Genomic DNA, 26,785 nt, shown 5'->3' with positions numbered 1-26,785 from the left:
CAAATGCGTAAAATTATGACCCTATTTCTAATCATATTATTTGTATTTAGTATGGCCGGTTTTGCAAGTGCAGAACCGGCCAATATTACAGAGGCTCTGGCAACAGCAAATGATGACTTAAGGGCAAAAAATGATAATGGGAACTATTTTTTTGCCCAAAACGAGCAAGGTAAACCCATAAACGAGGGACTTTGGTTAAAAAGCAAGTTGTTTAGCTACGGTAATCCTCAAGAGGCTTCACCAGGGGCAAATGACTATGACAAAAATACTAACCAATACCGTTATCATGGTTATACAATGAACGGTGAAAAATATACGAATACCTTTTTCAGAAACGACACTACTGAGATTGTGGATGTCAATAGTGCTAATTGGATTCCGTTTCCCTGGGAAAAAGATAATGTACAAAATTTTGTTACTAACACAATGAAAGAACCGTCATTAGATCCTAAAAACCCCTTCAACAACGACCCGGATTTGTTAGAATCCATTAACCGGGGCTTTGAAAACCTAAAGGACTACAACCCCTACATCAAATTTGAACGAACCGGAAAACAATGGCAAGAATATGTGCACGTACTGCAGCCGCCCACTGAATATACATTCGGAATGGGACGGCTGTTTCGTTTGGTGGGAGTCCAGATGCGCTACCTGACCATTCCATTGCCCCCATTATCCTTATTAAAAACCGAAATACCTGACTTTTCCGTCAGCCTGGAAGTGGACCGGTTCAAAAATGTTGAACCGGGAGACAAAATCACCTCCACCGTGACCTATACCCTCAACCCGGACCATCCCCAGCCGGAAAAAGCCTGGCTGCGGCTGCATCATGTGGTCAGCGGGGTCGAATACCCCATCACCCTGGAACCACTTGAACCGCAAGACACCCCGGACCCGGATGGATTTCTCACCTTTCAGCCCGGGGAAAGCAAAACCTACCGGTATACCTTCACCGTACAGGATCAGCCGAGCAAAATCCTGGCCCGCATCAACCCGGTAGATATTGATCAAGACCAAGACTGGTCCAACAACCGGGACGAAGCCTGGATAACCACGGACAACCTTTGGGTGGAGATCATCGACTACACCAAAGAAGCCCAGATTGGCGGGACCGCCTCGGTGAAGGCAAGAATCCATAACGATACCGGGGAACTGCTCACCACCCGCCTGGTGTGGAAAGTCAACGGCGTGATCATGAAAGATATTTCCAACTATGACCTGATCGGATCCCTGGATGACACCCTGACCTTTACCATGCCGGGTGATGCAGCCATCGTAACCGTAGAAATCAACCCGGACCGGGATAGACCCTCCGACGAACGGAGCTACGACGATAACCGGGACAGTTGTACCGTCAACCCCCTGGCGGTGGTCATTCCCCCGGATAAAGAGTCATCCAGCCTAAAGATAAGTATCAGTGCACCGTCTAAAGTGGATGCATTTAAACAATGGTCCTATACCATCACCGTGACCACCGACTACCCGCCCCCGCCGCCGCCTGCCGATGGCGAAAAAGACCCGCCGCCACCGCCCACCATCACCATGAACATGAGCGCAAGCGGCCAAACGGCCGATACAAGCGTGGGCTACCAGTATTGGAATAACGGCTACCAGAAGATCGACCCGGTAAAAAAGACCGATCAAAAAGTCTTCAGTGCGGGGTGGGGAAAAAACCCCCACACCTTTAAATACACCTATCCAGCCACGGGATTATGGGGAAAACCGGTGACCGTGACAATCAAGGCCGACGCCACCAGCAGCAAGGGCCAAAGCGCCAGGGACTCCGCCACGGTTACCATTAACCCCTGGCCCATACCGAATCAAGAGCTTCAGTTAACTTATTAAAATACATGCTTGGAAAGGACCGGTTTATTAAGCCGGTCTTTTTCTATTTATATAGGACAGTAAACAGTAAAAAGGAGGCGTTTTTGCTGAAATTCATTCGGGAAGAAAAAGGGATCATATCGGCCTACTTCGGTGTTCTCTTGCTTGTTTTTCTGCTTTTTAGTGCACTGGGCTTAGACTATGGCAATGCCTTTGTCCTAAAGCACCAGTTACAAAGCGCCTGTGACGCCGCATCTTTAGCGGGAGCTTCAGCGGTATCGGCCAAATTAATCACCGATGGAATGGGCAATGTCACCGGAGAAAAACTGGTTCTTGATCCGGTGATCGCAGAGGCCAGAGCCACCGACATCTGGGCCCAGAATGTGGCAAGCTTAAAATTTACCGCAAAGGGGGTGACCATAGTCGATACATCAAACCACCTTACCCTTGACAGCGATGGGGACGGTTACCTGGATACCTACCGTTGGGGAGTGACAGCCACGGTCCCGAGCATATTGGCCGGTCCTTTAACCGGGATGGGAAATGAAATAAGCGTTACAAGAGTGGCGGACAGCAAGGTAAGAGAACCGTAAGGAGGGATAGGAAATCTACAATAACTATCTATTAATTTGGTCAGAAACTTTAGCCGTAAGGATAACGATCATCCTGCTGGCCATCGGTGCAAACCTATTTCCCATCCTATTGGGACCCATTTGCCTGTTCTTAGGCATTTACCTTATAACCGTTATATTATGGGCCATTTACCATAAGAGAAAGTCTAAGAAGACCGGATTAAAAGTGACCTATCTATTGCCCTGTGAGTATTGGCTTTTCAGTCGGTTAGCTAAAAAAAAGCATATTCGCATACCCAAAGGCAGGATCTTGGAACTGCATCTGAACACCAAAGTATCCTACAAACTTGATTGTCACGAAGCCAGAGAACGGTTTGAGAGAGACTTAGAACAGGATCTCATGCTAATCAAGCGGAGAATGCTTTTGAACGATTTCGGTTTAAACCCGATCATCACTTTAAACACCTTTAATCGCCTCTGGTTGAGAAAAACCCTGGAGATTCTTGGCGGTACCAGATACCAGAAAGTCGTTTTAACGCAAGCCGCCTGCAACTTGTACACAGCCCAAAAGCATAAAAAAGTATTCAAAAAAATGTTTCCAAATTGCAGCCTGAAAGATCCGGGGCGTCAATCCCCTGAAAAATGGGACCTCATTGTTTTTTCGAAAGGAGTTTGAACCTTTGAACCTATTTAAAAAGCAGAGTACAAGTACGTACCTGTTGATCTTAACCATTTTAGCTGCTCTGTCAGCGGGTTTCTTGGGAGTACAGACCATGAAGAAATACACCAATGCACTTCCGGTAGTTGTGGCTAAAACAGAAATACCGCCCTATACTCCCATCACCCAGGAGATGCTGACGGTAGAAAACCGGCCAGAAATTACTGTCAAAAAGGGCATGTTTGCCAACCCCCAGGCCGTTATTGGAAAAGTTGCTAAGACTTCGATTCCGGAAGGATTTCCGGTAAGTAGTGCGTTTTTTGCCATAGAGGGACCGGGAAGTTTAGTTACAACAAAAATATCCGAGTTTAAAGATCCCAGGTTAAGGGGTACGCCGGTAAGGGTTGATGCAATCAATTCATTGAATGGAATGATTGTCCCGGGGGACCGGGTCGATGTAATTGGAAGCATGAAATTACCGATTGGCGGCATCCAGCAGCCCGTAAGTCAAATTATCGGTATCTGCATACCGGTAATATCCATTATCGGTGATCCTGCTAATCCATCCGGTGTTTCACTTGCTCTAACCCCACAACAGGCCCAGGACGCCGCCTTTGCGGAAACTGCCGGACAGATAAAACTAATTGTCAACCCCTATCAGCCAGATATTAACGCAGCAAAAACGACGCCTACAACGCCGGAATCCTTTGTGAATAAATATTTACTTTCCTCCCCCAATAACCCCAATAATTTGAGTACCGAAAATACGGAGGTGATCCCATAAAGTGCGGATTTTACTTTGTGATCCCAATAATGAGTATCTACAACGGTTCAATACCGGTAGAGAGGATTTTGTAAAAGTAACCACCTCTAAGGAAGCAATCGGGGCAGGAGTATTTAATTTGGCCGTAATATCAACAGAACTCCCGGAATGGGAAGGACTGGCCCGCCATTTTGTCGGTCAAAATACGGAGACATACATCATGTCTCCCAATATAACCGATATCAATGTATGGAAAAAAACGACGGAAATAGGCTGCAAAGGGGTGTGGGCCAAGGAAAATGTTCAGAATGAACTGTCTATAAAAATTCAGGGACATATACCTCAAAATGCCGGTGGAAGAAGCAGAAGGCCTTTAAGAGGTCAGCTTACAAGAGATTCCCATAACAACGAAAATCATCATGTGGCAGAGAACGTTCTAACAAAAAACCTACCACCGAGACAGCAAACAGCCGCATACCATCCGCAAAGTCAAAAACCCCCTGCCATTGTGGTGAACAGAGAATTAATCTGCTTTTTCGGAGTGGACGGTGGGGTGAGCAAGACGACGATGTCCATTAACACCGGGGTTGGGCTGATAAAAAAAGGGCAAAGTGTGGTTATTGTGGATTTCGATGTGTTTTCCGGGAATGTGTCTACCCGGCTTAAAGTGGCGCCTGTAACTACCATGGTGGATTGGATCAAAGGGCATAATGAGGATCTCAGCAAATGCCTGGTGGATCATCCTAGCGGCTTAAAAATTCTCCCGGCACCTCTTAATCATGAAGAAGGCGAATTAATTACCGAGGAAGTGGCTATAAAAATTCTGTCCATCTTAACCAGACGGTTTGATGTGGTGATTGTTGATACGGCCCCCCTTTTAATTGCCCCAACCGTCATTACCATGGAAAATGCCACCCGGATTTATGTGCTTTGTCCCCCGGATGCAGCCACTGTGGCCAATACGAAGAAGGTTATTAAACGTCTGGATATGATTCATTTTGAACGCTTCAAGTTTAAACTTCTCGTAACGAAAATGCCAAAGAGTAAGCCCCTGGAGGCCAACCATATGGCTGCCACATTAGAGTTGGAATTGGCAGGCATCATTCCTTATGACGAAGGGGTTCAGGTGGAAACCAACAAAGGGAATCCCCCTATCCTAAGCCGGCGGGCTAAGAATTTTGCCCGGGCGGTTAATATTTTATGCAATACAATTGCGCCCAACCTTCAGGTTGCCAGTGAAAGATTTAGCCTTCTCAACTTTTTTAGACGCCGTAAGGAGGGAATTATTTAAATGCAGGATGCCAAGGGTATCATTGTTACCCCGAGTTTTGGTTATTTAAACAGGAAGATTAAAGAGGGCGGCGGTACGCTGGTCAGCGAACAGCATCTAGGACAAAAAGACACACAGATCTTAAGATCGAAAGTGAATCAGGTTATTCAAGGATTTGATAAAAACCTTGTAGCTAATAAACATAACCCGGTTATAAGAGAAAAATTAACGTCGATGATTCGTGACGCAGTGATGCAGGAGGGAGAGAAATTTCCCTCCTTATTACGTCCCGCCTTGGAATCATTAGCTGAAGAAATTCAAGACGAAATACTGGGATTTGGCGTTATTACAAAACTGCTGGATGATCCGGAGATTTCAGAAGTAATGGTACTGGGTCGCAGAGTGAGCCTAACGGAAAAAATCATGGTTGTTTACTATGAAAAAGATGGGAGGGTGTATGAGGCGGATGTTGTGCCGCCGGATGAGGAAACCGTATACTCCATAATTGAAAAGATTGGAGCTCCCATCGGACGGCGGGCGGATGAAAGCATGCCGATGATGGATGCCCGCCTCCCGGATGGGTCCAGGGTAAATGCAATTATTCCTCCTTTAGCTTTGGACGGTCCTTGCTTAACCATTCGGAAATTCAAAAAAGCGGTGGATATAGAACATTTAATTCATTTATATAAGGCTTTCACGGAACGGGATGCAGAGTTCATGGAATCCTGTGTCAGAGGCAGATTGAATATTGTGGTATCCGGCGGTACAGGCAGCGGCAAGACCACCACTCTGAACGCTTTATCTTCTTTTATCCCTTCAGATGAGCGGATCATAACCATTGAGGATGCGGCAGAATTACAGTTAAAACAGCCTCATGTTGTTCGATTGGAAACCAGACCCCCAAACATGGAAGGAAAAGGCGCCATCACCATTCGGGATGAAGTCCGCAACGCTTTACGTATGAGACCGGATCGTATTGTCGTTGGGGAGGTTCGCTCAGGCGAAGCATTGGATATGCTGCAAGCAATGAATACGGGCCATGACGGTTCCCTTACTACCGGGCACGCCAATTCTCCCCGGGATATGCTGGCCCGTCTGGAGACAATGGTATTAATGTCCGGCATGGACCTGCCCGTTCGGGCAATACGGGAGCAAATCGCGTCCGCAGTAAACTTAATCATTCAACAGGACCGGTTTAGGGACGGCAGAAGGAAGATCACGCAGCTTGTAGCCATACTAGGAATTGAGGGCGATAAGATTATTACTCAGGATTTATTGAGCTATAGCGGCAGAGTAGACGCTTTAGTTCCTGCGCCAGGGAGAAGCAGGTTCATACCGGTATTGGAAAAAGCAAATATACCGGTTCCTTCTTGGATGGAGGAGGCGATTTAATGGAGCATATCTACTTCGGTTTGTTGTGCTTTTTAACGGTTATAGCCTATGGAGCCTATATTCTTAATACCCTAAAAAGTAAAAGAACCATACTTGAGGAAATTGTGAACCTGGAAAAGGAAGCTGTTCAGGAGAATTTAAAAAGGTTTAGGCTGGCCCCAACCAACAATAGCTTTATAAAAAAGCTGGTTTTAACCTCAAGGCAGGCAGGGCTAAATGTTGGAGAACTAGAGATATTTTTGGGGATGTTTATTTCCTCTGTACTCACCTTTTTAATAGTGACCACCCTATTTTCAACGCCATATATCGGTTGGGTCGGTATTCTTATTGGGCTGTATTTGCCCTTTAGTATTCTGCAGGACAAGATAAGAAAAAGGGGTGAAATCCTGTCCAAACAACTTCTTGGAGCCTTAATAATGTGGTCGAACAGTATTCGATCGGGGGCCACCTTATCACAGGCCATTGCGGCATCAATAGATAGGGTAAAACCAGAAATCAGGGAAGAATTGAAACTTATAAAGTATGATCTTGATTTAGGTATTTCAGCAGCAGAAGCTTTGGAAAAGGCTCAAGAAAGGATACCGGTAACAGAATTTAAAATGGTTTGTATGACAGCTCGAATTCACAAGCAGCTAGGCGGTAACCTGGCGGAAAGATTTGAAAAGATTGCCACCACCATTGAAGATCGTATTGATACCCGGAACAACTTAAAAGCCTATACGACCCAGGCGCGTTTGGGATCAACCGTAGCCGGACTAATGCCCTTCGGTGTTCTCGCGGGGCTAAGAATCATTTCACCGGACTACCTAGACCCCATGATAAAAACGCCGTTAGGTAATTTTCTATTGATACTATCCGTGGTTTTTGTGTTTTTAGGTTGGTTTACCATTAAGAAAATGGGTGAAACAAAAGCGGTGAAGTAAGGGGGTGTATAAATATTGAACGTATATATTCAAATTGGTATCTTCTGTGGTGCAATTCCCGTTTTTTTCTTTGGTTATTTAATTAGTAAACAAAGAGAAGCCCGAAAACGTTTGGAGGAATATATACAAACGGAAAATCAGAAACCGACCCATTCTAAAAATATTAAAAAGTTAATTCTAAAAATCATTCAACCACTTTTACCTTCTGAAACCGTCCTGGAGGGCATGAGGGTGAGCCTTCAAAGGGCGAACTTATCAAAATACAATCCGGAAGATATCTATCTTCTTCGATGGGCTTCAACTCTTATGGTAGTCGTTCTAATGTGCATCCTCATGTTTCCGGATGTGCAGGGGATGTTCATTTTTGCTGGCTGCGCGGGTGCATTTTTCTATCTTCTGCCGCCCATTTTAATTAAGCGCAGAATCATTGCCCGGCAAAAAAGAGCACAAAATGAAGTGCAAGATTTTATTGATCTGGTGGCAAACGGAATTGAAGCCGGATTGGAACTGAATAATTCCATTGATAAGGTGACAAGACAGATCCCTGGCGTGTTGGCGGAAGAATTTCAAATTGCATTTAGTGAAATCGCATTAAACCGGAGAAGGGCTCAAGCCTTTATGGCCTTGGCAGAACGATTGGATGTAGAAGACGTCACATTATTAATTGATGCCATTAATCAAGCTGAAAAAACCGGTGTATCCATGGCAAAGGTCTTAAAGGATCAGGTTAACCGGATCAGACAAAATTATAAAACAAATGCGTTGAAAATGGCCCAGGCAGCGACGATTAAAATGCTTGCGCCTCTTTTTTTCTTCATCTTGCCCGCATTATTAATTGTAGTCTTGGGCCCCCCATTGATAGGAATTGGGAAACTGTTGGCATTTTAGACAATGAAAGGAGGGAAGTTGATGAAGTCATTTATTTTAGAAAATAAAGCAGTGGCTCCCGAATACACCGGCCTATTAGTACTGGGGTTAGCAATAGGCGTTGGTGCCATGACCTATTTTGCTCCAAAAATCAAAGCAGTTTTTCAGGCAATTGGCTCAAAACTTTAGCCGGTTGCCGGTTTATAAAAAGAAACGGAGGAATTTAAAGTGAAAAGGCTATTTGGAATGGTTAAAGAGTTTTTGAAAGAGGAAAAAGGTTCTACTCCTGAGTATGCGGGACTTCTTGTATTGGGGGCGATAGCAGCAGTTGGCCTGGGGATGTACTTCGCAGGCAAGGTAAAAAGTACTTCCTCGGCAGGTGGTGCTAAGCTGGATGCAGCCAGCGGCTTCTCCTACTAGGTGGTATCAGAACCATGACTGTTAGTGTGCTATTAGCCGGGCTTTTGATTGGGAGCTATACGGACCTCAAAGACCGCATCGTTCCTAACTGGTTAACTTTTGGGTTGATTTTTCTGGGGGTGGTCATTAACACTTTGGCCGGCCCCGGCCTCCTCTTTTCCTTAGCAGGAATCGCTGCCGGATTTATACTTTCATATCCGGTATATTTGTTTTGTGGTGTCGGGGCCGGGGATGCTAAATTAATGATCGCTGTAGGAGCCTTTCTGGGTTTCCAAAGCATCATCATAATTGCCATATTATCAGCATTAATTAATGGAATTTGCTCCATAATTGTTTTAGCAAAACAAGGTAAACTAAAAGATTTAATGACCTTTACCGTAAGTCATGGCGCCTATCTCTACGCCAAGACCAGCATTCAGGATTTTAGCAAAGAAGAGATACCAATGTACGGGAAGGGGCAGCCATTTGCCGTTTATGTCGCGCTGAGTACCATTGGTTTCCTTTTATGGAGGTGAACCCGATTAATTTCTTAAAGTGCCGAAGAGGTTCCATTACAGCGGAATTAGCCGTTGTTCTACCACTAATCACATTTTTAACCGCGGGCAGTATGATTGTTATTTTAGCCCTTTGGGCCAAAATTGTGGTAGTGGATGCGGCAAGGGAAGGGGCGCGCTATGAGGCCCTTAATTTAGGAAGTGCTGAGACAAAGGTGGATGAAGTATTAACGGATGGTAAACTGAATGTTGCCAATAAACAAAGCGTGACGGTGGTTAGGGACACCAATTATGTTACGGTTACTGTAAAGTATAATCAACCGGCCCTTTTCCCGCTGCTGCCTCAACTAATTGGCGGCAGTGCTTGGGGAAATCATTTTTTATTAGAGAGCAGCCAAGTGTTCAAATTGGAAAAACCATAAAAATACCTCCCCGGTCGGGGAGGTATTTTTAATAAGGGGGTGAGGTTTATTCGAAAGTCTCTGTTTCTCTTTGGGGCCGCATTTTTTGTATTAATGGCCCCGTTTATAATACAGGTCTTGCTTACACCGGAAGGTTATATTGCAACCGGTTTTGTGGCCGGCGGATGTGATTATGAAACCTTTATCGCCAAAATGAAATGGGGATCAGAGGGTCATTGGAGTTATAATAACCGGTTTACCGGGGAAATTACACAACCGGCCCCAATCTATCACTTCTACCTCTTTCTCGGTCATCTGGCGGGCTGGATAGGGATTAAGCTTCCATGGATGTATCATTTGGTACGAAGTTTCTTGGCTGCTTTTTCTTTCGTATATCTATATAAATTTTTAAGAAAACATGTTCCTGTAAATCCATTCATTGCTTTGATATTGACAGTTTTTGCTTCTGGCGGATACTTAAGCGTCCTGGATGATGTGTTTAATACCGGCTTTAACTCAGGGAATACAGACCTTTTTCTGCAAGGCAGGGTTTGGTTAGCATATATCTGCTATCCTCATTATTGTCTTGAGTTTTTAGGGGTTTTATTACTGTTGGATTCTTATCTCTCTGCCAGGTCCTGGATGGCGCTGACCGGGGGGATAATAATTTCCCTGGTCCATCCATTTCTTTTAGGACTATTTTGTCCGGTGATATTAATAAGCTCGGTCTTCCGGAAGGACTATAAACAGGCTTTAATGTCTTGCTCGTTCGCTTCCCTGGGTTCTTTACCCATCTTAATTCCTCTTTCCCAAGCCATAAAGGAAGTAGAGTGGTTAAAAATATGGAGAAACCAAACCCGCCTTACAGTACTGCCTTTTTGGAATTATTACATCTTAGGCTATGGGTTAACGGGTATTGCCGGTTGGTATGGTTTTGTAAAATGGGTTACATCCGGAGATCGAAAAAAGAATATGTATTTGTGGGCTGCCTGGATGGTTGTGGCAATGTTGTTATCCTATACGGCACCATTGCCGAATAAACGAGAATATGCTTTTTTCTTTTCAGTTCCCATAGGAATTTTTGCAGCCCCTTGGATTGAAAAAGGAATTTGCTTTTTTAAAAAAAGTACAAGTAAACTGTGTCAATTAGCAGGACCGGTCCTAGTAATGATTGTTTGCATTTGGCAGAGCATAGCCGTATATTCAGAGGCGCTTATTTCATATACTCCAACCACCATTTCCGGATGTAGCTATATTTCTCCGGAATATCAACAGGTATTTAAAATCATTGAAGCGGATGGGGCCGATCGCGTTGTTTTGTCTGAATATTGGTATGGCAATATGGTTCCTGCATTTACAAAAAGCCGGCCATATGTGGGACATCTCTGCGAGACACAAAACTTTAAGGAAAAGAAACAGATATCAGAAGACTTTTTAATAGGACGCCTTGGGAAAGCGCAAATGGAGGAAGTGCTAAAGAATAACAAGATAACTTGGATTGTTTTAAATAAAGATACAATGAAAGATAGTACTCTGGTTCAGAAACTTTGGACACCGGTTTTTAATGGCCAGGAGGTCATCCTGTGGAAAGTGAATAAGGAATGGTTTTAATGTTCTGATCATTCCGGGCTTTTCTTTTTATGGAGGTGTTTTTGATGAATATAACCATTAGCCTTGCACTTTCCCTGGTTCTAGGGGCCGGTGGCCATTTGCTGGTTAAAGAAGGTGTATCCAGGGCTGGCTCAGGGTTATGGGCGTTACTACATCCAGCCGTTATTGCAGGGGTAACCTGTTATTTTTTAAGCATGCTAGCATGGTTACCTTTCCTGGCATCCAAGCCTGTCGCCCAGGCGGTACCGGTTGCTGGAATCACTTATATGTTAGTCGCCCTAGGGGCGGGAATATTAAGTGGCCAATGGCTAACCGTTCATCAGTGGGTAGGTGTTGCATTGATTGGTGGCGGTGTGTGGCTGCTGGGGAAGTAAAAGAAGGAGAGATACCCAGGTTACTATGTGTAGCCTGGTTTTTCATTTTATAAGGACTACTTTGGGGGTGTTATGAATGAAGGTAACGGTTTTAGCACCGGCTTATAACGAAGAAGCAGTAATTGAAAAATTTGTAAGGACCGTAATGGATCAGTTAGGCGGGTTATTAAGTTTCGATATGCTTATTGTAAATGATGGCAGCAGTGACCGTACAGGGGAGATCCTTTTACGATTACAACAAGAGTATAACAATCTGGCCGTAGTCACGCACCCTGTAAACCAAGGCCTTGGCGCAGGATTAAAGACTGGATTTAGTCATGCTAAAGGAGATGTGGTTGTTACACTGGATGCAGACCTTTCACAGCCCCCCAGTTTAATTCCCAAAATGATAGAGGAGATCAAGATGGGAGCGGATGTCGTTATCGGTTCCCGATACATTCAGGGAGGAGGCATGAAAGGAGTTCCTCGTTGGCGAATGATTATCTCACGGCTTGGGAACTGGCTTATACGAAATTCTTTAGATATAAGGGTAAAGGACTGTACCTCCGGATTAAGGGCCTATCGTAGGGGGGCTGTACAGGACCTTGGGGAAATTGGTTCGGGGTTTGAGGTGCAGCTAAAAATACTTCAGCAATTAGTACAGGTAAGATTTGCAGAAATACCCTTGAATCTAGTAAACCGGACAGCGGGAGAAAGTAAAATGAGATATTTCAGTTTGGTACCCAGGTATCTATTCCTGTTAGCTTTTCCCTGTAAAAAGAACAGGAAGAAAACAAAAACTTTTGTATTTGAGGGATAAAACATGAAAAATCTAGTAATGAAGATCATCTCTTTAAAGGGAAAAACACAAAGTGAATTAAAAATCGAGTTAAATAAGATCTTGAATGATTATAAATTTACTAAAAAGAAGTAAATCATCAAAAAAAGATTCAGCCTTGTCTTATATAATAATGGGGGGAAAATAAAGGATAAGGCGGGATAAAAATTGCTAGATGAACTTACTTTAAAAATTATCCAAATATTAGAGGGAACAAAGGATACAGAAATTTTAAAAAATGATCTGCATGAATTACTAAATCAATATGAAATCAAAAAAATCCCCAAAGGTTCATCTCCCTATTTTATGAAATTACTTGATGATTTTATTCTAATTAAAAAAACGGAAGGTCTTTCGGGAGAAACTCTAAAGAAATATAAAGGCGTTCTAATTGATTTTGGCATTTATATTCAGAAAGATGTAGCGAGTGTGACATCAAACAATATAAGAGAATGGCTAAATGCCCATGAAGGAATTAAGCTGTCTACCATGCGATATTATATAAGCGTATTAAAATCATTTTATAATTACTTAATCACAGAAGAATATATCTTAATCGATCCAACAAGAAAAATCAAAACACCAAAGCTTCCTAAAAGATTGCCTAAAGCACTTTCATTAGATGAATTAGAGATATTAAGAGAAGGTTGTAAATCTCTTAGGGAAAAGGCCATCGTCGAAGTATTTTATGCCACTGGTGGCAGGTTAAAAGAAATCCATAACATGAACATAACGGATATAAACTGGCAAGAAAGAACGATTGTCGTCATTGGAAAGGGCAATAAGGAGCGACCTGTATTCATTAATTCCAGGGCCGTTTTCGCATTAAAAAAATATTTATCTAGCCGACAAGACCAAGAAGATGCCTTGTTTGTTACGGAAAAGAGCCCCATTAAAAGATTATCTCCTAGATCAATTCAATCAGTGTTTAAGAAAATAGTTAAGCGAGTAAATTTTGTTAAAAATGTACATCCTCATGTAATGCGTCATACCATGGCCACTACAATGATTAATCACGGAGCCAGATTAGAAGATGTGCAGGGGATATTGGGACATTCATCACCTAGTACCACTCAGATCTACGCACAAGTTAACATTCACCGCCGAAAGGAGGCTTATCTAAAGACTTTTCGTTAAGGTTTTGGGTTAAGTTTTAACCCGTTTCCTAATTATGAGCCATGATATTGCGGAATACGAATATATCCGGCCACGTTACCTACGGATTCTGCTGTTCCGCCGTAGGTCCCGGTGTACCAGGAATTGTTCTGGGCATTATTGGCCTTATCGTAAGTAGCGCTCAGAGACTTACCATTGTTGTTATATCCATTTTCGAGAATGTTTTTACCACTCGTAGCACTTTCATTAGCTTCCTGCGCTTCTAAGGCTGCTTTATCGGCAGCTTTTTTGGCTGCCTCAATCAATTTGGCTGAAAAACTATCGGTATCTGTATACCAAGCCCCTTCAATGTAAGCAGCGACTTTAGTATCGCTTACCACCCATACAATGCCAGTACTGTCCACTGTAAAATCGGCTATTCCAATTGGTGATGGAATTGTTTTTTTCCATATTCCATCTTCATAATAGGATAATCCCCCCGCGGTGGTTACTCCCCATATTTTACCGTCTGGACCGTTTTCTACTTTTAAGCTACTAATGGGTCTTGCACTAGAGGAATCAGATGCACTTTCCATGAGGGTCCAAGTACCACTTTTATAAATAGCCCATCCAGAAGCGTAATCATCTGAGGCTACTGCTATGATTGAACCATCACTCGTGGTAGCTAAAGTCCATATATTACACCGCCCCGGGATAGGAGGATCACAACGAACCCAACTGGAGCCATTCCAATAGGCTACCTCATTATTGTCGCTTCCAATCCAGGGTTTCCCAGTATGATCTACAGTAAAACAATGTATATTAAAAGGAGCATACACTGGTAAATGCGTAAATCCTTCACCGGTAAAATACCCAACGGTTGGATAACGATAATAATCTCCCTCTGGATAACCAAAAGTCCATACAGTACCATCTTTCGCTTTGAAAAAATATTCATAGCCAAAGTTACTTATGACTTTTCCTGTTGAATTCATTTGGAAATAACCCGTTGTATGTCTATTATCATCAGAATCATACAAACCGGAAAACCATAAACGACCTTGGTTATCAATGAAAATATCATAAACAGCATCGTTTGGCGTTTTATTATAGGGATAGGTGCCAGATATGGTGGAATTACCGGCTATCCAAGCAGAACCATTCCAATAGTAGTTCGTTGTTCCAAAATTCTTAGTGATCCATATCAATCCATTACTTGAAGTTATTCGGGAGAATTTATTGCCTGGCAATGTTCCAAAGGAAGCTGCATGAGCCGAAGGTTCCATTGTCTGCAGTATCAAAATGAGTAAAAACCACCTTATAACTATTCTCATGAATACACCTACTTTCAATAATTATTTACCTTGCTTCGATCCGAACTAAAAGGCCATACCTACCACATCCTTTAATAAATTTGATAAATAACCCTCTCACTGTGTAGCGAGAGGGTTTATTTATATATAACATAATGAAAGGAGGTTTTGCCTATAATGATGCAGTTATAGCGAACAATAAATCCGGATTAGGAAATTGGATTAAATTAAGGTTTTCAAAGGAGGTAAGGAAAATGATTTATAAAAAGCTTATTTTTCTAATTACCCTAATAGTTACTTCAATGACCTTTACTCAAAATGCTTTTGCTGCTCAGTATGACTCAGGCCAATTTACGTGGATTGGCAACCATGTAAATTATCCAGTAACATTAAAGGTTGTATATATTCCTGAAGCCAACTCTATTCTTATTAAAGGGGTAAAGAGTAATTTTGGGCTAGACGCTACTTATAAATTCCCCGATACAGCCACAACCACTTTTAAAGTCGATGAGTTAAAAACCGTTGGAGAAAAAACCTGCACTATTGGAACATTTGGCGGTTTAATACCTGATACTCGATATCAACTATATATAAGAGCCTGGAGTGTAATAACACCGACTCAGAGTAGAAGCGTTGATCATTCGGAAATACAATATTTTGAGATGTACACCGATCCGGCTATACCCAAAGCAGGTGGAGGTGGAATTCTTCCTCTAACAGTTGGAGTTGACACGGTGACGCTTAAAATAGATACCATGGACAACCCCCAGGATACTAGTTATACCATTCAAAGAAGAACAAGCAGCTCCTCTTTTGTCGATTTAGTTACAACACAAAACCTAAACTTATTTTCTGATGTTGGTTTATCAGCCAATACAAACTACTACTATAGAATCAGAATCAATGCAAAAAGTGGAAGACAATATTTCTCTCAAGAATACTCAGTAACTACATTACCGGATTTATCTATCACCTACGCCGAGCAGGCCAAAATAAGTGCTGATAAAGCAGCAGGGTATTCCTGGTACACCGGTACCTACGGTGGGGCCTCCGAAAGTGTAGGGAACCTGGCAGGATATATTCGTATTCCGTAGTAATTTGCGTTATAAAACAAGCCTTTAAAAAATTAAAGAACAAGCCAGAGCCCTTGTAATATAAGGATTTTTCTATTATCAGCTATTCCATTCTAAAATCAATTTAAGACAAAATTTATTTTCTATCACAAAAATTAATTACTTATAATAACAGATTTAAAAAATTTTTCATTAATATGTTATTTATTAGGAGATAAATCGCCCTATAAAGGCTTAAATATGGCTATATTACTACGGAATACGAATATATGTTGCATCCTGAGAGGCCTGATTAGCCTTGTCATAACTTTGGTGCGCCCAACTGGCCGCCGAGGTTCCGGCATCAATCGTCTGATTAACGGCGGTCTGTGCCCTGGAGGCTGCGGCATCGGCTGAGGCTTTGGCTCCCTGGGCGGCTGTAACGGCTGAGTTGGCTGCATCTCTTGCTTCTTCCGCAGCCTCTTTCGCATAGTAGGCATCAGAATAAGTGTAAATTGTAAAGGACGGTCCGGGATTAGTCCCTGCGTATAGCCATGTCCCCCACCATGTCATTGCTTCAAAGCCGTACCTTGTTGTATAGTTGTAATATTTATCCGTGGTTATACTTGCGTCACTATAAATTAAAGTGGTACCCGCAGTAAAAGTACGTTCAATATATTTGCTGCTTTGGCCACTAATATAAATATCTAAAGAAGGTAAATTTTCATTGGAAACCAAATAAAAATCAATTTTTTTTGTATCCATATTGTAGTTAGCAGTTACCGTATAAGTATTACTATAGTCATAGTATTTTACATTTTGTATTTCAACTTGAAACCGGGTACTGTTACTATAGTATTTTTCGTCATCTAACAGCACTATCTGGTCATATCCATTATCCGGAACCGTCACAGTATATTGATGCCATGCTGTATCAGAAAAGGATGTCTGTAATACCTGATAATTAACATCATCCGTTGGTCGTGGAGAATATGGTCTACTTGAGTTACTGCCTGCTTCCCGAACTGCATACATCGAAAATACTGAACTGGAGTAACTACCTACTCGTTTTACCCTGAAGGTTATTTCTCTAATTGAAAGCACCCCATTGGTACTTCCTATGCCAATAACATTACCACTATAAGTAGATGACTCTGAACTATAAAATAGTCCCATATTTCCTGTTTGGTTATCTGTTTTATAGCTTAATGCTGCCTCAGAGACATTACATTTTAAAAAAGCTATAAAGATAAAGCACATAAGTATCAATTGAAATATTTTGATATTTAACTTTTGATTCTTCAAAATATAGCCTCCTTCTTTATTTGTTTTAAAAAACCTGATTAAAATTAATACAACATTGTTATCACAACCTTTCATTTTTATTTTTATAATAAAAACCCCTCTCACTGTTCATAGCGAGAGGGGTTTTGAATTTATAAAGGATGTGATGATTATGGACCTTTAATCATTGATTTAGAAGAGGAAATAATCAAATTAAGGAAAGTAGGTGTAATCAATGAAGAAGAGATTAATAAATATGTTAATTGTCCTCCTAATAGCTGGCCTTTTGCCGGGAGTAGCCTTTGCGACTTCCTTTGGAACGATACCAAATGAAATGTTAAAAGTTACCTCAAAAGATGGAATCATTTGGGCGATTAGAGAAACCGGAAACCCAAATTATTACTGGAATGGCTCCAGTTGGGTTTCCGGAAATACAAGCCTATCGGGTCCCTATGGTTCAGCATATGAAAATAAATTTGATATATTTATTGACGATATGGGGCGGCTTTGGTTTTCAGGTGTGAGGACCAACGATAATGAATATTCTACGGGATACTTCCAAATGACTGCGGGAGGGAAAACTGTAAGTGACTATGGTTATCGTTATTTTGTAAAAGCTAATGATGGTACCGTATGGACATGGGGGTATCCCAGCAGAGATGTTAAAAATACTCCAACGGTAGCATATTTTAACGGTGAAGGATTTACAAATCTGCCTGTAAAAGCCCCATTTTATTTGTCTGGACCATGTTTAACCATAGACCATGATGGTAGACCTTGGGTTTGCGGAAGTGGTCAAGGAGACTATAATAAGGTAGCCTATTGGAATGGCTCTAGTTGGGTTCGTTGTGATCCTCCTTTCCCAAATGGAAATATGATAGGGGGGCTTACAACAACGGAAGATGGTTCGATCATGGCATTTGCAGATTATAGTTATGGATATGGGTGGGCTCTTTATAAAAACGGAGTCTGGACCATAAAGAACTTTTCAAAGGATGACCGTTCTGCTAATCCTGTAAAAACTTATGCAAACATCGAACTTGGACCCGGCGGCAAAATTTGGGGTATTTCAAATACTGATGGTACTAAACTAGCATATTATGATGAAGGCATTTGGAAAATAACTATGCCAGCACCATTTGGAATATCCGATTTTACGGTTGATAGTTCCGGTATAGTCTGGGCCATAAACGGGAAACAGGCGGCTGCTTATATAGAAGGAGCATGGCTCACAGATACGGATGGGTTTTCATCCAAACTAATTGAAGCTGCTAAAAAGTCTGCTGATGCAGCTAAAGTCAGTGCTGATGCCGCGGCTGCGAATACCGGGGCGGCTGTAACGGCCGCCCAAGGTGCTAAGGCCTCAGCGGACACCGCAGCCTCCAGGGCGCAGACCGCCGTCAATCAGACAGTGGATGCAGGGACCTCAGCGGCCAGTTGGGCGCACCAAAGTTATGACAAGGCTAATCAGGCCTCTCAGGATGCAACATATATTCGTAACACGCAGCTTCCCTCCCTTGAAACGAAACTAAATAACCTTCAGGTGTCCGTAACCAATATCCAAAACAGTGATACCATGCCACCAACGGTAGAGATACAAACGGTTTCAGGAGCCAGAGCGACATCCGGAAGCAGTATTCAAGCCATTGTAACGGTTACGGATAACCGCCCCGGACCGTACACTTATAGCATCAATGGTGGTTCCTATAGTACATTACCCGATGACGGACGAATAACTTTACCGGTATATAGCTCCGGAAATAATTCAATCACTGTAAGTGTTCAGGATGCTGCCGGCAACGTTGGGAGTAAAACCATTGTAATCAGGAAGTTTTAAATTTCTACCCCAGTCGTAAAGACTGGGGTAGATTTATTTTAAGGGGGGAAACCAATGAAAAAAATCTTTCTAACGGCTGCTTTGTTAATCAGTATAGTTCTTTCCGGATGCAATCAAAAAATCATTCCTACGGACGATGGTCCAGACTACGCTGTAAAAAACTACATAGATGCTGCCAGCCAAGCAAAATGGGACACCGTAGTGCCAATGCTTTCAGGGGAGGCTTTACAGGAGATGCAGACTGGAATGGAACGAGTGAAAACCACACAAAAAGTAATTTCCATTCAAACAGCGTCAGAGATTCAAACCGATACCTTTGCCGTGATTAAAGCTGATGTTATTAAAACCAATAATTACGGTGTCACTAAGTTTAATGACTTATCCTCTTATGAGTTCCGTCTTCAAAAAACAGGTGAACATTGGCTGATTTATAAAGTATCTCAGAAAGAGCTAAAGCCCGACAATCTAAAAAACGGTACAATGCCGGTTGCAGCGAGAGAGAAATTGAAAACCTACCTGGAATTGCCTATGTCAGAAAAAAAGGAAAAGGACTATCTTTATCTTGCAGGTCCTATATTAGAGCTCTCTCAGAAGTCTAATCCTCATGTACCTGAGATGCAGCCTAAAACAAAGGTATTGGAAATCACCCCGTTGGGGATAAGCGAGAAATATCTTGTCGCCAATGCCCTTTATACGGTTCAAATAGAAGGGTATAGACCTGCAGTCATTAAAGCAATTGTAGATATGGTAGATCTGGCGGGGGAATGGAAGATAATTAAACTGGATATAGCTCAAAACGCGAAAGAATAGGAGGGGGTTGATGGTGTACCGGTATCTCTTAATCATGATTTTTCTTTTATCACTTCCAGTCCCTGCCTGGGCCTTAACCGTATTTGAGGATGACTTTATCAATACCACCCATGTGGATATGACAAAGACGACCGCAATTATTGATCTTTCCGATACCTCCGTTAAACTACCAATGATAAACACCCCAAATGCTATCGCGATGAATAAGTATGGTGATGGATATGCAGTGGTAACAAAAACCGGTATACAAATGTACGAATGCGATGATTCTGCAGATTCCATAAAACAGAACAATATTTTTTCCTGCCCATTTATTACAGATGCCATTGGGGTAGCTATCAGACAGGATAATCTAAACATATGGGCTATTCGCCAGGACGGAGTACAATACGCTAAATTCAACGGCTCTGCTATGGCTGATGAGCCTGCCTTAAAGGCCTCGGGCATAGGGGCGGTGGTGTCGGTGGATGCCTGGGAGGGTTCTGATAAAGCGGCCGTATTAATAAAAGATGATGAAGGCAGCGCACAATTAAAAATTTATAATGCCCGGTCCGGGGCTTTAGTCAACGAATTAACACAAAATACCACCATCCAAGACCCTGTTGCAGTATCTATTGTTAAAGGTACCGCAGATCTTCGGGTGGCCACCAAAGATACTATTTATTATTTAATGTATGATGATTTTACTGGTAATTACGTAGAGGACACTGCAAAAAAAATTACAGGACTATCCGAGATTTTAAGTCTTAGTTCAGATCAGTCCACCCATGCAATAAACAGTAAATCAAATGCACAGCTTTATTTTGATAATGATACCGGGGGAGGAAAAAGTGTATCGGCCTACAGTATTGGAACTGTTTCCGAAGCCTTTGCCATCTCTTTGAAACCGGATAGCTATGATCAAGCAATCGTAACTTCATCCGGAGAGGTCCAATATTGGCGTTATGATGATGCCCAAGGAAAAATGGTTCGTGATAGCCGTATGGAGAAAACAGGGCTGCAACTGATGGGTGGGTACATGGCACCGAAAGAATATTGGTCTAAAATATTTTCTACTGATAGTGATTTTGAAGAAGTTAAATTAACAGTAACAGAAGATATTCCTGCAAATACATCCATCTCCTATTGGGTATCAAGCAATGGAGGAATCAATTTCACTGAAGTAGCACCTGGTCTATGGTGTACGGTTCCTGTGGGAAAAGACTATGTTGTAAAAGCCATTTTAAACACAATGGATGATAATGTTACGCCAAGAATCTTGTACTTAAAATTAGAGGCAACCACTTTAAATATACGGGATTTAAAAGTAACTGCGATTGCTAAAAACAAAATAGGACAAACATTACCTACAAATATCTTTCCGGTAGAAGCAAAGGCCGGAGCGGATGTTGTTTTTGAAGTAATAACGGAAGGAAATGCAGAAACGGTATGGGCGGACTTTACAACAGGCGCTAACGTCGTGTTAACAAATAGACAATCAATAACGGATGATATCAATGTCTGGTGGGGATCATATATTGTTCCCGTGGATGCAGTAAATCCCTCCAGCATCGGAATAACTTTAACCGCACAGAAGGGAGTAAAACAAAAGCATTTATCGGTAAATCCTTTTATAAATGTGCGTGGAAATATATATGAAGTACTTGATTTGACCATTACTAAATAAACCTCTATATTTAGGGGTTTTCTTTTTTAGGAGGGATGCCGCATTTATTATCTTTATATTATATCCTCCTTAATGTTGGCAGGATTTACTTATAATATCAGCGAGGTGGCCTGGTGGAAGGTTTGGTATCCCTGGGGAGCTTTGCTACATTTAATTAGCTTGTTTCTAATTGACAAGGGAAGTAAGTTTATAGTTGTTTTTACTCTAAACGCTCTTCTATCTTTAGCCGTATTTTTATTGTTTTACAATCAGCTCACATTACTTTCAGGGGTATTTATTGGAATGAATGTTTTTTTGTTAATTCCTCTCCTCTACTTCCGTGTTAATGAAATTGAAAATAACTGGGGATTAATGGCCTGTATGATGCTGATTCTTGCTGTAGGATTCCCTAAAAGCTTTACCACTGCTAATGCATTGGCCCAGCCAACACCGTCAGCATCGCTTACAGGCCAAGGGTGGTTTAAATCAACTTCAGAAGTCAATGTGGATATCCATAACAGGCATTGGAGGATCATTAGCAAAGGATCAATGGTCATGAAGGAGGGTGACCCGGGTACTGTCAATGCAAAAGTAGCAGCTCAATATATAAATCATAGGATTGTTCCCCAGGGTAATACTTTTTCCTTTAATGAAACCGTTGGTCCGAGAACTGAAAACCGGGGGTTTGTTCCATCCAGTTCATATATGGCTACTGAGGAAGGTACTATCAGCGTACCTGATATTGGAGGAGGGATCTGCCGTACATCAACACTTCTTAATTATGTGGTAATAAATGCAAAACTCCATGTACTTGAACAGCATGGCCATACTGCTGCCGTGCGTTATGCAAACCCGGGGGAAGACACTGCTGTTGCTTGGCCCAATTTAGACTATAAGTTCAAAAATAATAAGAATGAGTTGATTAAAATTATCACTAAATGGGATAAGGGTAGGTTAACTATTGAAATATGGGGTATATAGAAAGGCGGTTCAGGTTTTAGTTTTTAGATTTAAGGCCTGGTGAGGACTGGTGCTACAGCAGCTTAAATGAACCGAGAAGCCTCCGCTTCGGTCCATGGAGCCATCGAAATCACTCCATGAAAGGAGTAATGTCCATGTATTCTGCTTGTAAATATTGTGATTGTTCCAAGAAATGCACAAACCCAAAATGTAAGCCTTGTTCCATCAAGAGTAAATATTGTAATTCTCAGAAACAAGCCAAGGCGGTTGTTTGGCATCGTGGTAAAGCCTGTGAGCATGCATTGGTTAGATATAATTAATTCAATTAAAAGGAGAGTGTTTTTATGTTCGTTATATCAATCGATCTAGGTTATGGTTGGGTAAAAGGGTGTAATTCTGAAGGTAAAGAAATATGTATTCCTTCCTTTGTTGGCTCTGGCCATGAGCGGAGAATAGCAGATGAGTTAAACCAGGAAGTCGATGAACTGGATAATATACATGTAGTGATTGATGGAAAACATTACTTTGTAGGGGAGCTTGCAAAACGAGAGTCCTTGGACAAAACATATACCCTTGATACCTACAAAATATCTCACCCTATGACCAAGATATTACTAGCCACTGTGGCAGCGATGCTGGCTTCAAGAGAACCACAAGATACGCATATAGTAACCGGACTTCCTTACGGAGATTTTGATTACCAGAAAGATGAAATGGAAGATTTTTTGACACACTTTTATTCCGCTGTTCAGTTTATTAGCGGACCCCATAGGAGTAAAACAAAAAAGATTCAGTTTAAAAAACATTCTATACTGCCGCAGGCTGCCGGCGCATTGATCCCAAGGAAAAATAACAATGTAATGTCTTCCGAATATTTGGAGGGAGTTATCGACGTAGGGTATAAAACTTGTGACGTGGTAGCCTTTGAGACACGAGGAAAATCTACGTTCTTACGAACTGATCTTTGTGACACAATTGATATGGCCACAAGCAATGTTTACGAATTATTACAAAAGACAATAAGAGCTCAAATTGGTTGTCGATTAGATGTTAGTCAAATAGAAAGTGCTATAATCAAACAATATATTATTTACAGAGGAAAAAAGCATTCCATCAAGGATGAAATTAATCAGGCGAAGCAGGCCATAGCGAAGACGATTATTGATCTGGTTAGATCAAAGTGGCGAGATAATACAGATCTAATGGAACATATTTATCTTATTGGTGGAGGCGTCTTACTACTAGAAGATACTCTTAAAGAGATTCATCCTGAAACAATCATTGTGGAAAATCCACAGCTAGCAAATGCTGCCGGCTATTTTAAAATTATTTCTGCCCAGTACGATATTTCTACTTACGAAGCCGAAACAGAAAAACCTCTGAATCTTGGGAATATGAAATTTTGTATAGCATAGATAATCCTATCCTTACCCTGCCTTTTTGGCGGGGTTCATATTTTAGATAGAAATAAAAATTAAAGGTGGTGTTAAACATGAAAAATCTATATTGGGCGGAAAAGTTGATGAGGCCAATACCAGTGCTACACAAGCATGCGGAGCAAACAATGGAACTGGCAATAAGAACTGCCATTATCATGTCGTTTGATAAGAGAAGAGTTGCCTATGTAGGTATAGCGGCATTTTTGCACGACCTGGGTAAAACTACTTGGCCTAAGGAGTTGTTTTATAAAACACCTGTTCTTCCTCATGAGTGGGATGTGATAAAAGATCACACCATTCAAGGTGAAAAAATCATTTTAAGTAAATGGCCGAATGTGTCCCGGGATATCTTGCGTTTAGTATCCCAACACCATGAGAGACCCGGCGGTCTAGGGTACCCAAATGGTATATATGACCCTCCCTTGGACGTGTTGGTACTGGCAGCTTGCGATGTGTATAACGCAATGGTTACTAAAAGAGAATATCGAAATACAATAAAAGAATTTGCTCCAGAAGTAGCCTTATTGGAAATAGCCAAGTTTGCTCCGGAACAAGTGGTTGGTGCATTGGCGAGAGCGGAAACGCTCCGTAAGTTGGAAGAGGCAGAAGAAAAACAGCGGTCATCTTTTTTGCAATCTATGCAATTTTAATGAATTTTGGCTATAAATATTCCGTTTTTTAATTTTACCATGTTTACTTAGGGGTGCTCCCCTGAAAATCTTTTGAGGAAGAAGTAATGATTATGGGGCCCCTAAAATCATGATTGGAATTGAACAACGGGAGACTATAGCACCTAATGCTTGGTCTTAGTCAATCTGGAAAATCTTTAAGTATAGAGTGCAGGAGGTGTTTAACTGCCCCGCCATCGGTTCTACCATGACTGTCCCAAGGGATAACAAAGGTCAATTACTTTATAAAAATAGACCAACTGGAAATTACTCTGTTGGTCATATCATACAAGGAGGTGTGAAATTGAAGGATGACCTAACTCATGCCAGAGAAAGACTATCTGGCCTGTTAACGGGTTGGTGGCAAGGCGATATCAAGGAGAATAAATGGACCCGGTTTATGCTGCTGTTCCTTATGGGTGGTCTGTTGGATGTATGGCTTCTCAGCACGGTCTCCGCATGGATTATCAACCATTATTACGGATTAACCAAAGCCCTGGGAATGGCAGCGCCGGGTATCCCGGATCCTCGGTGGTATCTAACGCATCCCCTGCCGGTGATCTGGTCCTATTTTAGAAAAATCTTTACCGGGTATCCGTTGTCCGCGCCCCAGGTATTTACGGGATGGGTGTATCTTAACATCCTGATTTTTGGTTCGGCAGGGGTTTACTTTATAAGAAAAAAATTTGTGAAAAAGGACGTAAGGGATCTTGGAAGCGCTAAACTGGAGGATCCCGCCGGGGTAAGAGAGTTTCTGGACTACAATTACCAACCCGGTATTTTTTTTGGCGGTATAAAAGGGCCCTTTGGCGGCCTGAAACCGGCCATTCTCCGTGAAAATGCGCCCGGAAACCGCAATGTGGCGGTCTTTGGTCCGCCGGGATCCAGAAAGACTTCAACTTATATCAGCAACAACCTGTTTCAGGCGGTTCGTTCAGGAAAATCGGTGATTGTACCCGATCCCAAGGGGGAGTTAACCAGAAGCTTTAAAAAATGGCTTGAAAAAAGGGGCTATGTGGTTAAAGTTTTTAATCTGGTAAACATGTTAAATTCCGACAGGTGGAATCCTTTGTCCGAAGTTCATGATGAATTGAGCGCGCAGGTGTTTACCAATACCGTGATGGTGAACACGGTATCCCCCAATCAGAAAAAAGGAGAAAAGTTTTGGGAGGATTTAGAAAGAAACCTTTTAAAGGCGTTGGTTCTCTATGTTGTTACGGAAATGCCGGTTCATAACCGAAACCTAGGCACCCTTTATTCCCTTCTGGCCACCGAGAGTGTGGAATATCTGGATAACCTCTTTGCAATATTGCCTGAAAGTCATCCTGCGCTCATGCCCTTTAAGTTTTATAAGAAAAACTCAGATGTCATTAAATCTGGAGCCATTACCGGACTGGGGGGACGGCTGGAAGTTTTTCAAAACCAAATGGTCTGTGAGCTAACAGCCGGCAACGATATTGATCTTGAACTGCCCGGCAAGCAGAAGTGTGTTTACTTCTGCATCATGTCGGACAAGGACAGCGCCTTTGATTTCATTGCCAGCGTATTTTTTAGCTTCCAGTTCATCCGGCTTATGGATTTGGCCGACCGCCAGCCCAGGGGGGTACTGCCGGTTCTGGTAGACGCCATTCTTGAGGAGTTCACCAATGTGGCTCAGATACCGGACTTTCCTAAAAAGTTGTCCACCATGCGGGGACGCGGGATTGCTTGTTCAATTATCTTCCAGAATATCCCTCAATTAAAGCTGGCAGTAGGCAACGAGGCCTGGGAGATTATCCTGGGGGACTGTGACTATTGGCTCATCCTTGGGGCCAAAGAGCTTACCAGCGCTAAATATATTAGTGAAATGGTGGGAGATACCACGGTAGAATCCGAAAGGGACTCCCGGCCCAAAGGACTGGCGGGATTGAACCCCTTTGCAGGGGCTATCTCCAAAGCGCCAACCAAGAGAAGGCTTATTGATCCTGCGGAAGTAACCCGGTTAAAAATCGACGAATGCCTGCTTCGTCTTCAGGATGGCCGGCTGATGAAGCTGGATAAATTCTGGTATAAATACTATCCCTGGTACAAGGAGCTGGAAGAGAGTCATATTTCCAACTATCGGCCCAAGTGGGCGGAGGAGTACCTGGCTCGTTCCAGTCAAAAACAAATATTTTTGAATGCTAAAAAATATTCGGTTTCATCGGCTCTCCTGGAAAAGAAAGATTATGACCGGGACAAAGCAGTACAAGATGAAAATAGGGCCCCAAAAGGGGCGGGAGCTTCTTTCTGGGATTAAAATTACCGGACATTCTTA

26 protein-coding genes are annotated in these 26,785 nt (G+C 42.2%); 24 read left to right on the top strand and 2 right to left on the bottom strand.

The window, feature by feature from the left end:
* Positions 1–3: 3 nt before the first annotated feature.
* The 16 genes from DESRU_RS19005 (at position 4) to xerA (ending at position 13,523) form a co-directional block, all read left to right on the top strand.
* The gene (locus DESRU_RS19005) at positions 4–1,845 is read left to right on the top strand and encodes an Athe_2463 domain-containing protein (protein ID WP_013843720.1); all 1,842 of its coding nucleotides are present in this window, start codon (positions 4–6) and stop codon (positions 1,843–1,845) included.
* An 83-nt stretch (positions 1,846–1,928) separates the two neighbouring features.
* A complete protein-coding gene (locus tag DESRU_RS19000; protein WP_013843719.1) occupies positions 1,929–2,417 on the top strand; it encodes a Tad domain-containing protein in 489 nt (162 codons plus the stop codon).
* Between the two features lie 205 nt (positions 2,418–2,622).
* On the top strand, positions 2,623–3,072 hold the full coding sequence (locus DESRU_RS18995; protein ID WP_013843718.1) for a hypothetical protein: 450 nt from the start codon (positions 2,623–2,625) through the stop codon (positions 3,070–3,072).
* 4 nt (positions 3,073–3,076) lie between these two features.
* Positions 3,077–3,838 (top strand): Flp pilus assembly protein CpaB, encoded by a 762-nt coding sequence (gene cpaB / locus DESRU_RS18990; protein ID WP_013843717.1) that lies wholly within the window; start codon positions 3,077–3,079, stop codon positions 3,836–3,838.
* 1 nt (position 3,839) lies between these two features.
* A complete protein-coding gene (locus DESRU_RS18985; RefSeq protein ID WP_013843716.1) occupies positions 3,840–5,108 on the top strand; it encodes a CpaE/TadZ family protein in 1,269 nt (422 codons plus the stop codon).
* On the top strand, positions 5,109–6,479 hold the full coding sequence (locus tag DESRU_RS18980; protein ID WP_013843715.1) for a TadA family conjugal transfer-associated ATPase: 1,371 nt from the start codon (positions 5,109–5,111) through the stop codon (positions 6,477–6,479).
* The gene (locus tag DESRU_RS18975) at positions 6,479–7,402 is read left to right on the top strand and encodes a type II secretion system F family protein (RefSeq protein ID WP_013843714.1); all 924 of its coding nucleotides are present in this window, start codon (positions 6,479–6,481) and stop codon (positions 7,400–7,402) included. Before DESRU_RS18980 ends, DESRU_RS18975 begins: the two co-directional genes overlap by 1 nt.
* A gap of 15 nt (positions 7,403–7,417) precedes the next feature.
* The gene (locus DESRU_RS18970) at positions 7,418–8,290 is read left to right on the top strand and encodes a type II secretion system F family protein (protein ID WP_013843713.1); all 873 of its coding nucleotides are present in this window, start codon (positions 7,418–7,420) and stop codon (positions 8,288–8,290) included.
* Positions 8,291–8,311: 21 nt separating this feature from the next.
* Positions 8,312–8,458 (top strand): hypothetical protein, encoded by a 147-nt coding sequence (locus DESRU_RS21045; RefSeq protein WP_013843712.1) that lies wholly within the window; start codon positions 8,312–8,314, stop codon positions 8,456–8,458.
* A 39-nt stretch (positions 8,459–8,497) separates the two neighbouring features.
* Entirely contained in the window at positions 8,498–8,689 is a 192-nt protein-coding gene (locus DESRU_RS18965) for a hypothetical protein (protein WP_013843711.1), read from the top strand.
* A gap of 14 nt (positions 8,690–8,703) precedes the next feature.
* Positions 8,704–9,204: an A24 family peptidase gene (locus DESRU_RS20065; protein ID WP_013843710.1), complete on the top strand. Its 501-nt coding sequence runs from the start codon at positions 8,704–8,706 to the stop codon at positions 9,202–9,204.
* A complete protein-coding gene (locus DESRU_RS18955; protein ID WP_238446329.1) occupies positions 9,195–9,605 on the top strand; it encodes a TadE/TadG family type IV pilus assembly protein in 411 nt (136 codons plus the stop codon). Before DESRU_RS20065 ends, DESRU_RS18955 begins: the two co-directional genes overlap by 10 nt.
* Before the next feature lie 117 nt (positions 9,606–9,722).
* Complete coding sequence (locus DESRU_RS18950) at positions 9,723–11,195, top strand: hypothetical protein (protein ID WP_143758824.1); 1,473 nt, start codon at positions 9,723–9,725, stop codon at positions 11,193–11,195.
* 44 nt (positions 11,196–11,239) lie between these two features.
* Entirely contained in the window at positions 11,240–11,569 is a 330-nt protein-coding gene (locus tag DESRU_RS18945) for a DMT family transporter (RefSeq protein ID WP_013843707.1), read from the top strand.
* A 76-nt stretch (positions 11,570–11,645) separates the two neighbouring features.
* Positions 11,646–12,368 (top strand): glycosyltransferase family 2 protein, encoded by a 723-nt coding sequence (locus tag DESRU_RS18940; RefSeq protein WP_013843706.1) that lies wholly within the window; start codon positions 11,646–11,648, stop codon positions 12,366–12,368.
* A gap of 186 nt (positions 12,369–12,554) precedes the next feature.
* Complete coding sequence (gene xerA, locus DESRU_RS18935) at positions 12,555–13,523, top strand: site-specific tyrosine recombinase/integron integrase (RefSeq protein ID WP_013843704.1); 969 nt, start codon at positions 12,555–12,557, stop codon at positions 13,521–13,523.
* A 32-nt stretch (positions 13,524–13,555) separates the two neighbouring features.
* Here the strand turns inward: xerA and DESRU_RS18930 are convergent, their stop codons facing one another.
* Positions 13,556–14,767, bottom strand: a complete 1,212-nt coding sequence (locus DESRU_RS18930; RefSeq protein ID WP_187290592.1) for a two-component regulator propeller domain-containing protein — start codon at positions 14,765–14,767, stop codon at positions 13,556–13,558.
* Between the two features lie 281 nt (positions 14,768–15,048).
* Between DESRU_RS18930 and DESRU_RS18925 the strand changes: the two genes are divergently transcribed.
* A complete protein-coding gene (locus DESRU_RS18925) occupies positions 15,049–15,888 on the top strand; it encodes a hypothetical protein (protein ID WP_013843702.1) in 840 nt (279 codons plus the stop codon).
* Between the two features lie 231 nt (positions 15,889–16,119).
* Here DESRU_RS18925 and DESRU_RS18920 read toward each other — a convergent pair whose 3' ends face one another.
* A complete protein-coding gene (locus DESRU_RS18920; protein WP_013843701.1) occupies positions 16,120–17,151 on the bottom strand; it encodes a hypothetical protein in 1,032 nt (343 codons plus the stop codon).
* A gap of 214 nt (positions 17,152–17,365) precedes the next feature.
* Here DESRU_RS18920 and DESRU_RS18915 point away from each other — a divergent pair, with 214 nt between their 5' ends.
* The 7 genes from DESRU_RS18915 to DESRU_RS18885 all read left to right on the top strand — a co-directional run bounded on the left by DESRU_RS18915 (position 17,366) and on the right by DESRU_RS18885 (position 26,767).
* Positions 17,366–18,967, top strand: a complete 1,602-nt coding sequence (locus DESRU_RS18915; RefSeq protein ID WP_013843700.1) for a hypothetical protein — start codon at positions 17,366–17,368, stop codon at positions 18,965–18,967.
* Between the two features lie 54 nt (positions 18,968–19,021).
* The gene (locus DESRU_RS18910) at positions 19,022–19,777 is read left to right on the top strand and encodes a hypothetical protein (RefSeq protein WP_013843699.1); all 756 of its coding nucleotides are present in this window, start codon (positions 19,022–19,024) and stop codon (positions 19,775–19,777) included.
* Between the two features lie 10 nt (positions 19,778–19,787).
* Complete coding sequence (locus DESRU_RS18905; RefSeq protein WP_013843698.1) at positions 19,788–21,443, top strand: hypothetical protein; 1,656 nt, start codon at positions 19,788–19,790, stop codon at positions 21,441–21,443.
* A gap of 72 nt (positions 21,444–21,515) precedes the next feature.
* Positions 21,516–22,403: a VanW family protein gene (locus tag DESRU_RS20060; protein ID WP_013843697.1), complete on the top strand. Its 888-nt coding sequence runs from the start codon at positions 21,516–21,518 to the stop codon at positions 22,401–22,403.
* Positions 22,404–22,726: 323 nt separating this feature from the next.
* The gene (locus DESRU_RS18895; protein WP_013843696.1) at positions 22,727–23,797 is read left to right on the top strand and encodes a ParM/StbA family protein; all 1,071 of its coding nucleotides are present in this window, start codon (positions 22,727–22,729) and stop codon (positions 23,795–23,797) included.
* Between the two features lie 77 nt (positions 23,798–23,874).
* Positions 23,875–24,471, top strand: a complete 597-nt coding sequence (locus tag DESRU_RS18890) for an HD-GYP domain-containing protein (protein WP_013843695.1) — start codon at positions 23,875–23,877, stop codon at positions 24,469–24,471.
* Between the two features lie 322 nt (positions 24,472–24,793).
* Positions 24,794–26,767, top strand: coding sequence for a VirD4-like conjugal transfer protein, CD1115 family (locus DESRU_RS18885; protein ID WP_013843694.1), 1,974 nt, complete (start codon positions 24,794–24,796; stop codon positions 26,765–26,767).
* The last annotated feature ends 18 nt before the right edge of the window (positions 26,768–26,785 follow it).

Source organism: Desulforamulus ruminis DSM 2154 (genome assembly GCF_000215085.1).
Lineage (GTDB): Bacteria > Bacillota > Desulfotomaculia > Desulfotomaculales > Desulfotomaculaceae > Desulfotomaculum > Desulfotomaculum ruminis.
This window is presented reverse-complemented; position numbering and strand designations above follow the sequence as displayed.

Bases quoted from the DNA above. Each gene is read 5' to 3' on its own strand.
- DESRU_RS19005 (WP_013843720.1), top strand. From the start codon at position 4: ATGCGTAAAATTATGACCCTATTTCTAATCATATTATTTGTATTTAGT.
- DESRU_RS18980 (WP_013843715.1), top strand. From the start codon at position 5,109: ATGCAGGATGCCAAGGGTATCATTGTTACCCCGAGTTTTGGTTATTTA.
- DESRU_RS18975 (WP_013843714.1), top strand. From the start codon at position 6,479: ATGGAGCATATCTACTTCGGTTTGTTGTGCTTTTTAACGGTTATAGCC.
- DESRU_RS21045 (WP_013843712.1), top strand. From the start codon at position 8,312: ATGAAGTCATTTATTTTAGAAAATAAAGCAGTGGCTCCCGAATACACC.
- DESRU_RS20065 (WP_013843710.1), top strand. From the start codon at position 8,704: ATGACTGTTAGTGTGCTATTAGCCGGGCTTTTGATTGGGAGCTATACG.
- DESRU_RS18955 (WP_238446329.1), top strand. From the start codon at position 9,195: ATGGAGGTGAACCCGATTAATTTCTTAAAGTGCCGAAGAGGTTCCATT.
- DESRU_RS18945 (WP_013843707.1), top strand. From the start codon at position 11,240: ATGAATATAACCATTAGCCTTGCACTTTCCCTGGTTCTAGGGGCCGGT.
- DESRU_RS18940 (WP_013843706.1), top strand. From the start codon at position 11,646: ATGAAGGTAACGGTTTTAGCACCGGCTTATAACGAAGAAGCAGTAATT.
- DESRU_RS18930 (WP_187290592.1), bottom strand. From the start codon at position 14,767: ATGGAACCTTCGGCTCATGCAGCTTCCTTTGGAACATTGCCAGGCAAT.
- DESRU_RS18925 (WP_013843702.1), top strand. From the start codon at position 15,049: ATGATTTATAAAAAGCTTATTTTTCTAATTACCCTAATAGTTACTTCA.
- DESRU_RS18915 (WP_013843700.1), top strand. From the start codon at position 17,366: ATGAAGAAGAGATTAATAAATATGTTAATTGTCCTCCTAATAGCTGGC.
- DESRU_RS18910 (WP_013843699.1), top strand. From the start codon at position 19,022: ATGAAAAAAATCTTTCTAACGGCTGCTTTGTTAATCAGTATAGTTCTT.
- DESRU_RS18905 (WP_013843698.1), top strand. From the start codon at position 19,788: ATGGTGTACCGGTATCTCTTAATCATGATTTTTCTTTTATCACTTCCA.
- DESRU_RS20060 (WP_013843697.1), top strand. From the start codon at position 21,516: ATGTTGGCAGGATTTACTTATAATATCAGCGAGGTGGCCTGGTGGAAG.
- DESRU_RS18895 (WP_013843696.1), top strand. From the start codon at position 22,727: ATGTTCGTTATATCAATCGATCTAGGTTATGGTTGGGTAAAAGGGTGT.
- DESRU_RS18890 (WP_013843695.1), top strand. From the start codon at position 23,875: ATGAAAAATCTATATTGGGCGGAAAAGTTGATGAGGCCAATACCAGTG.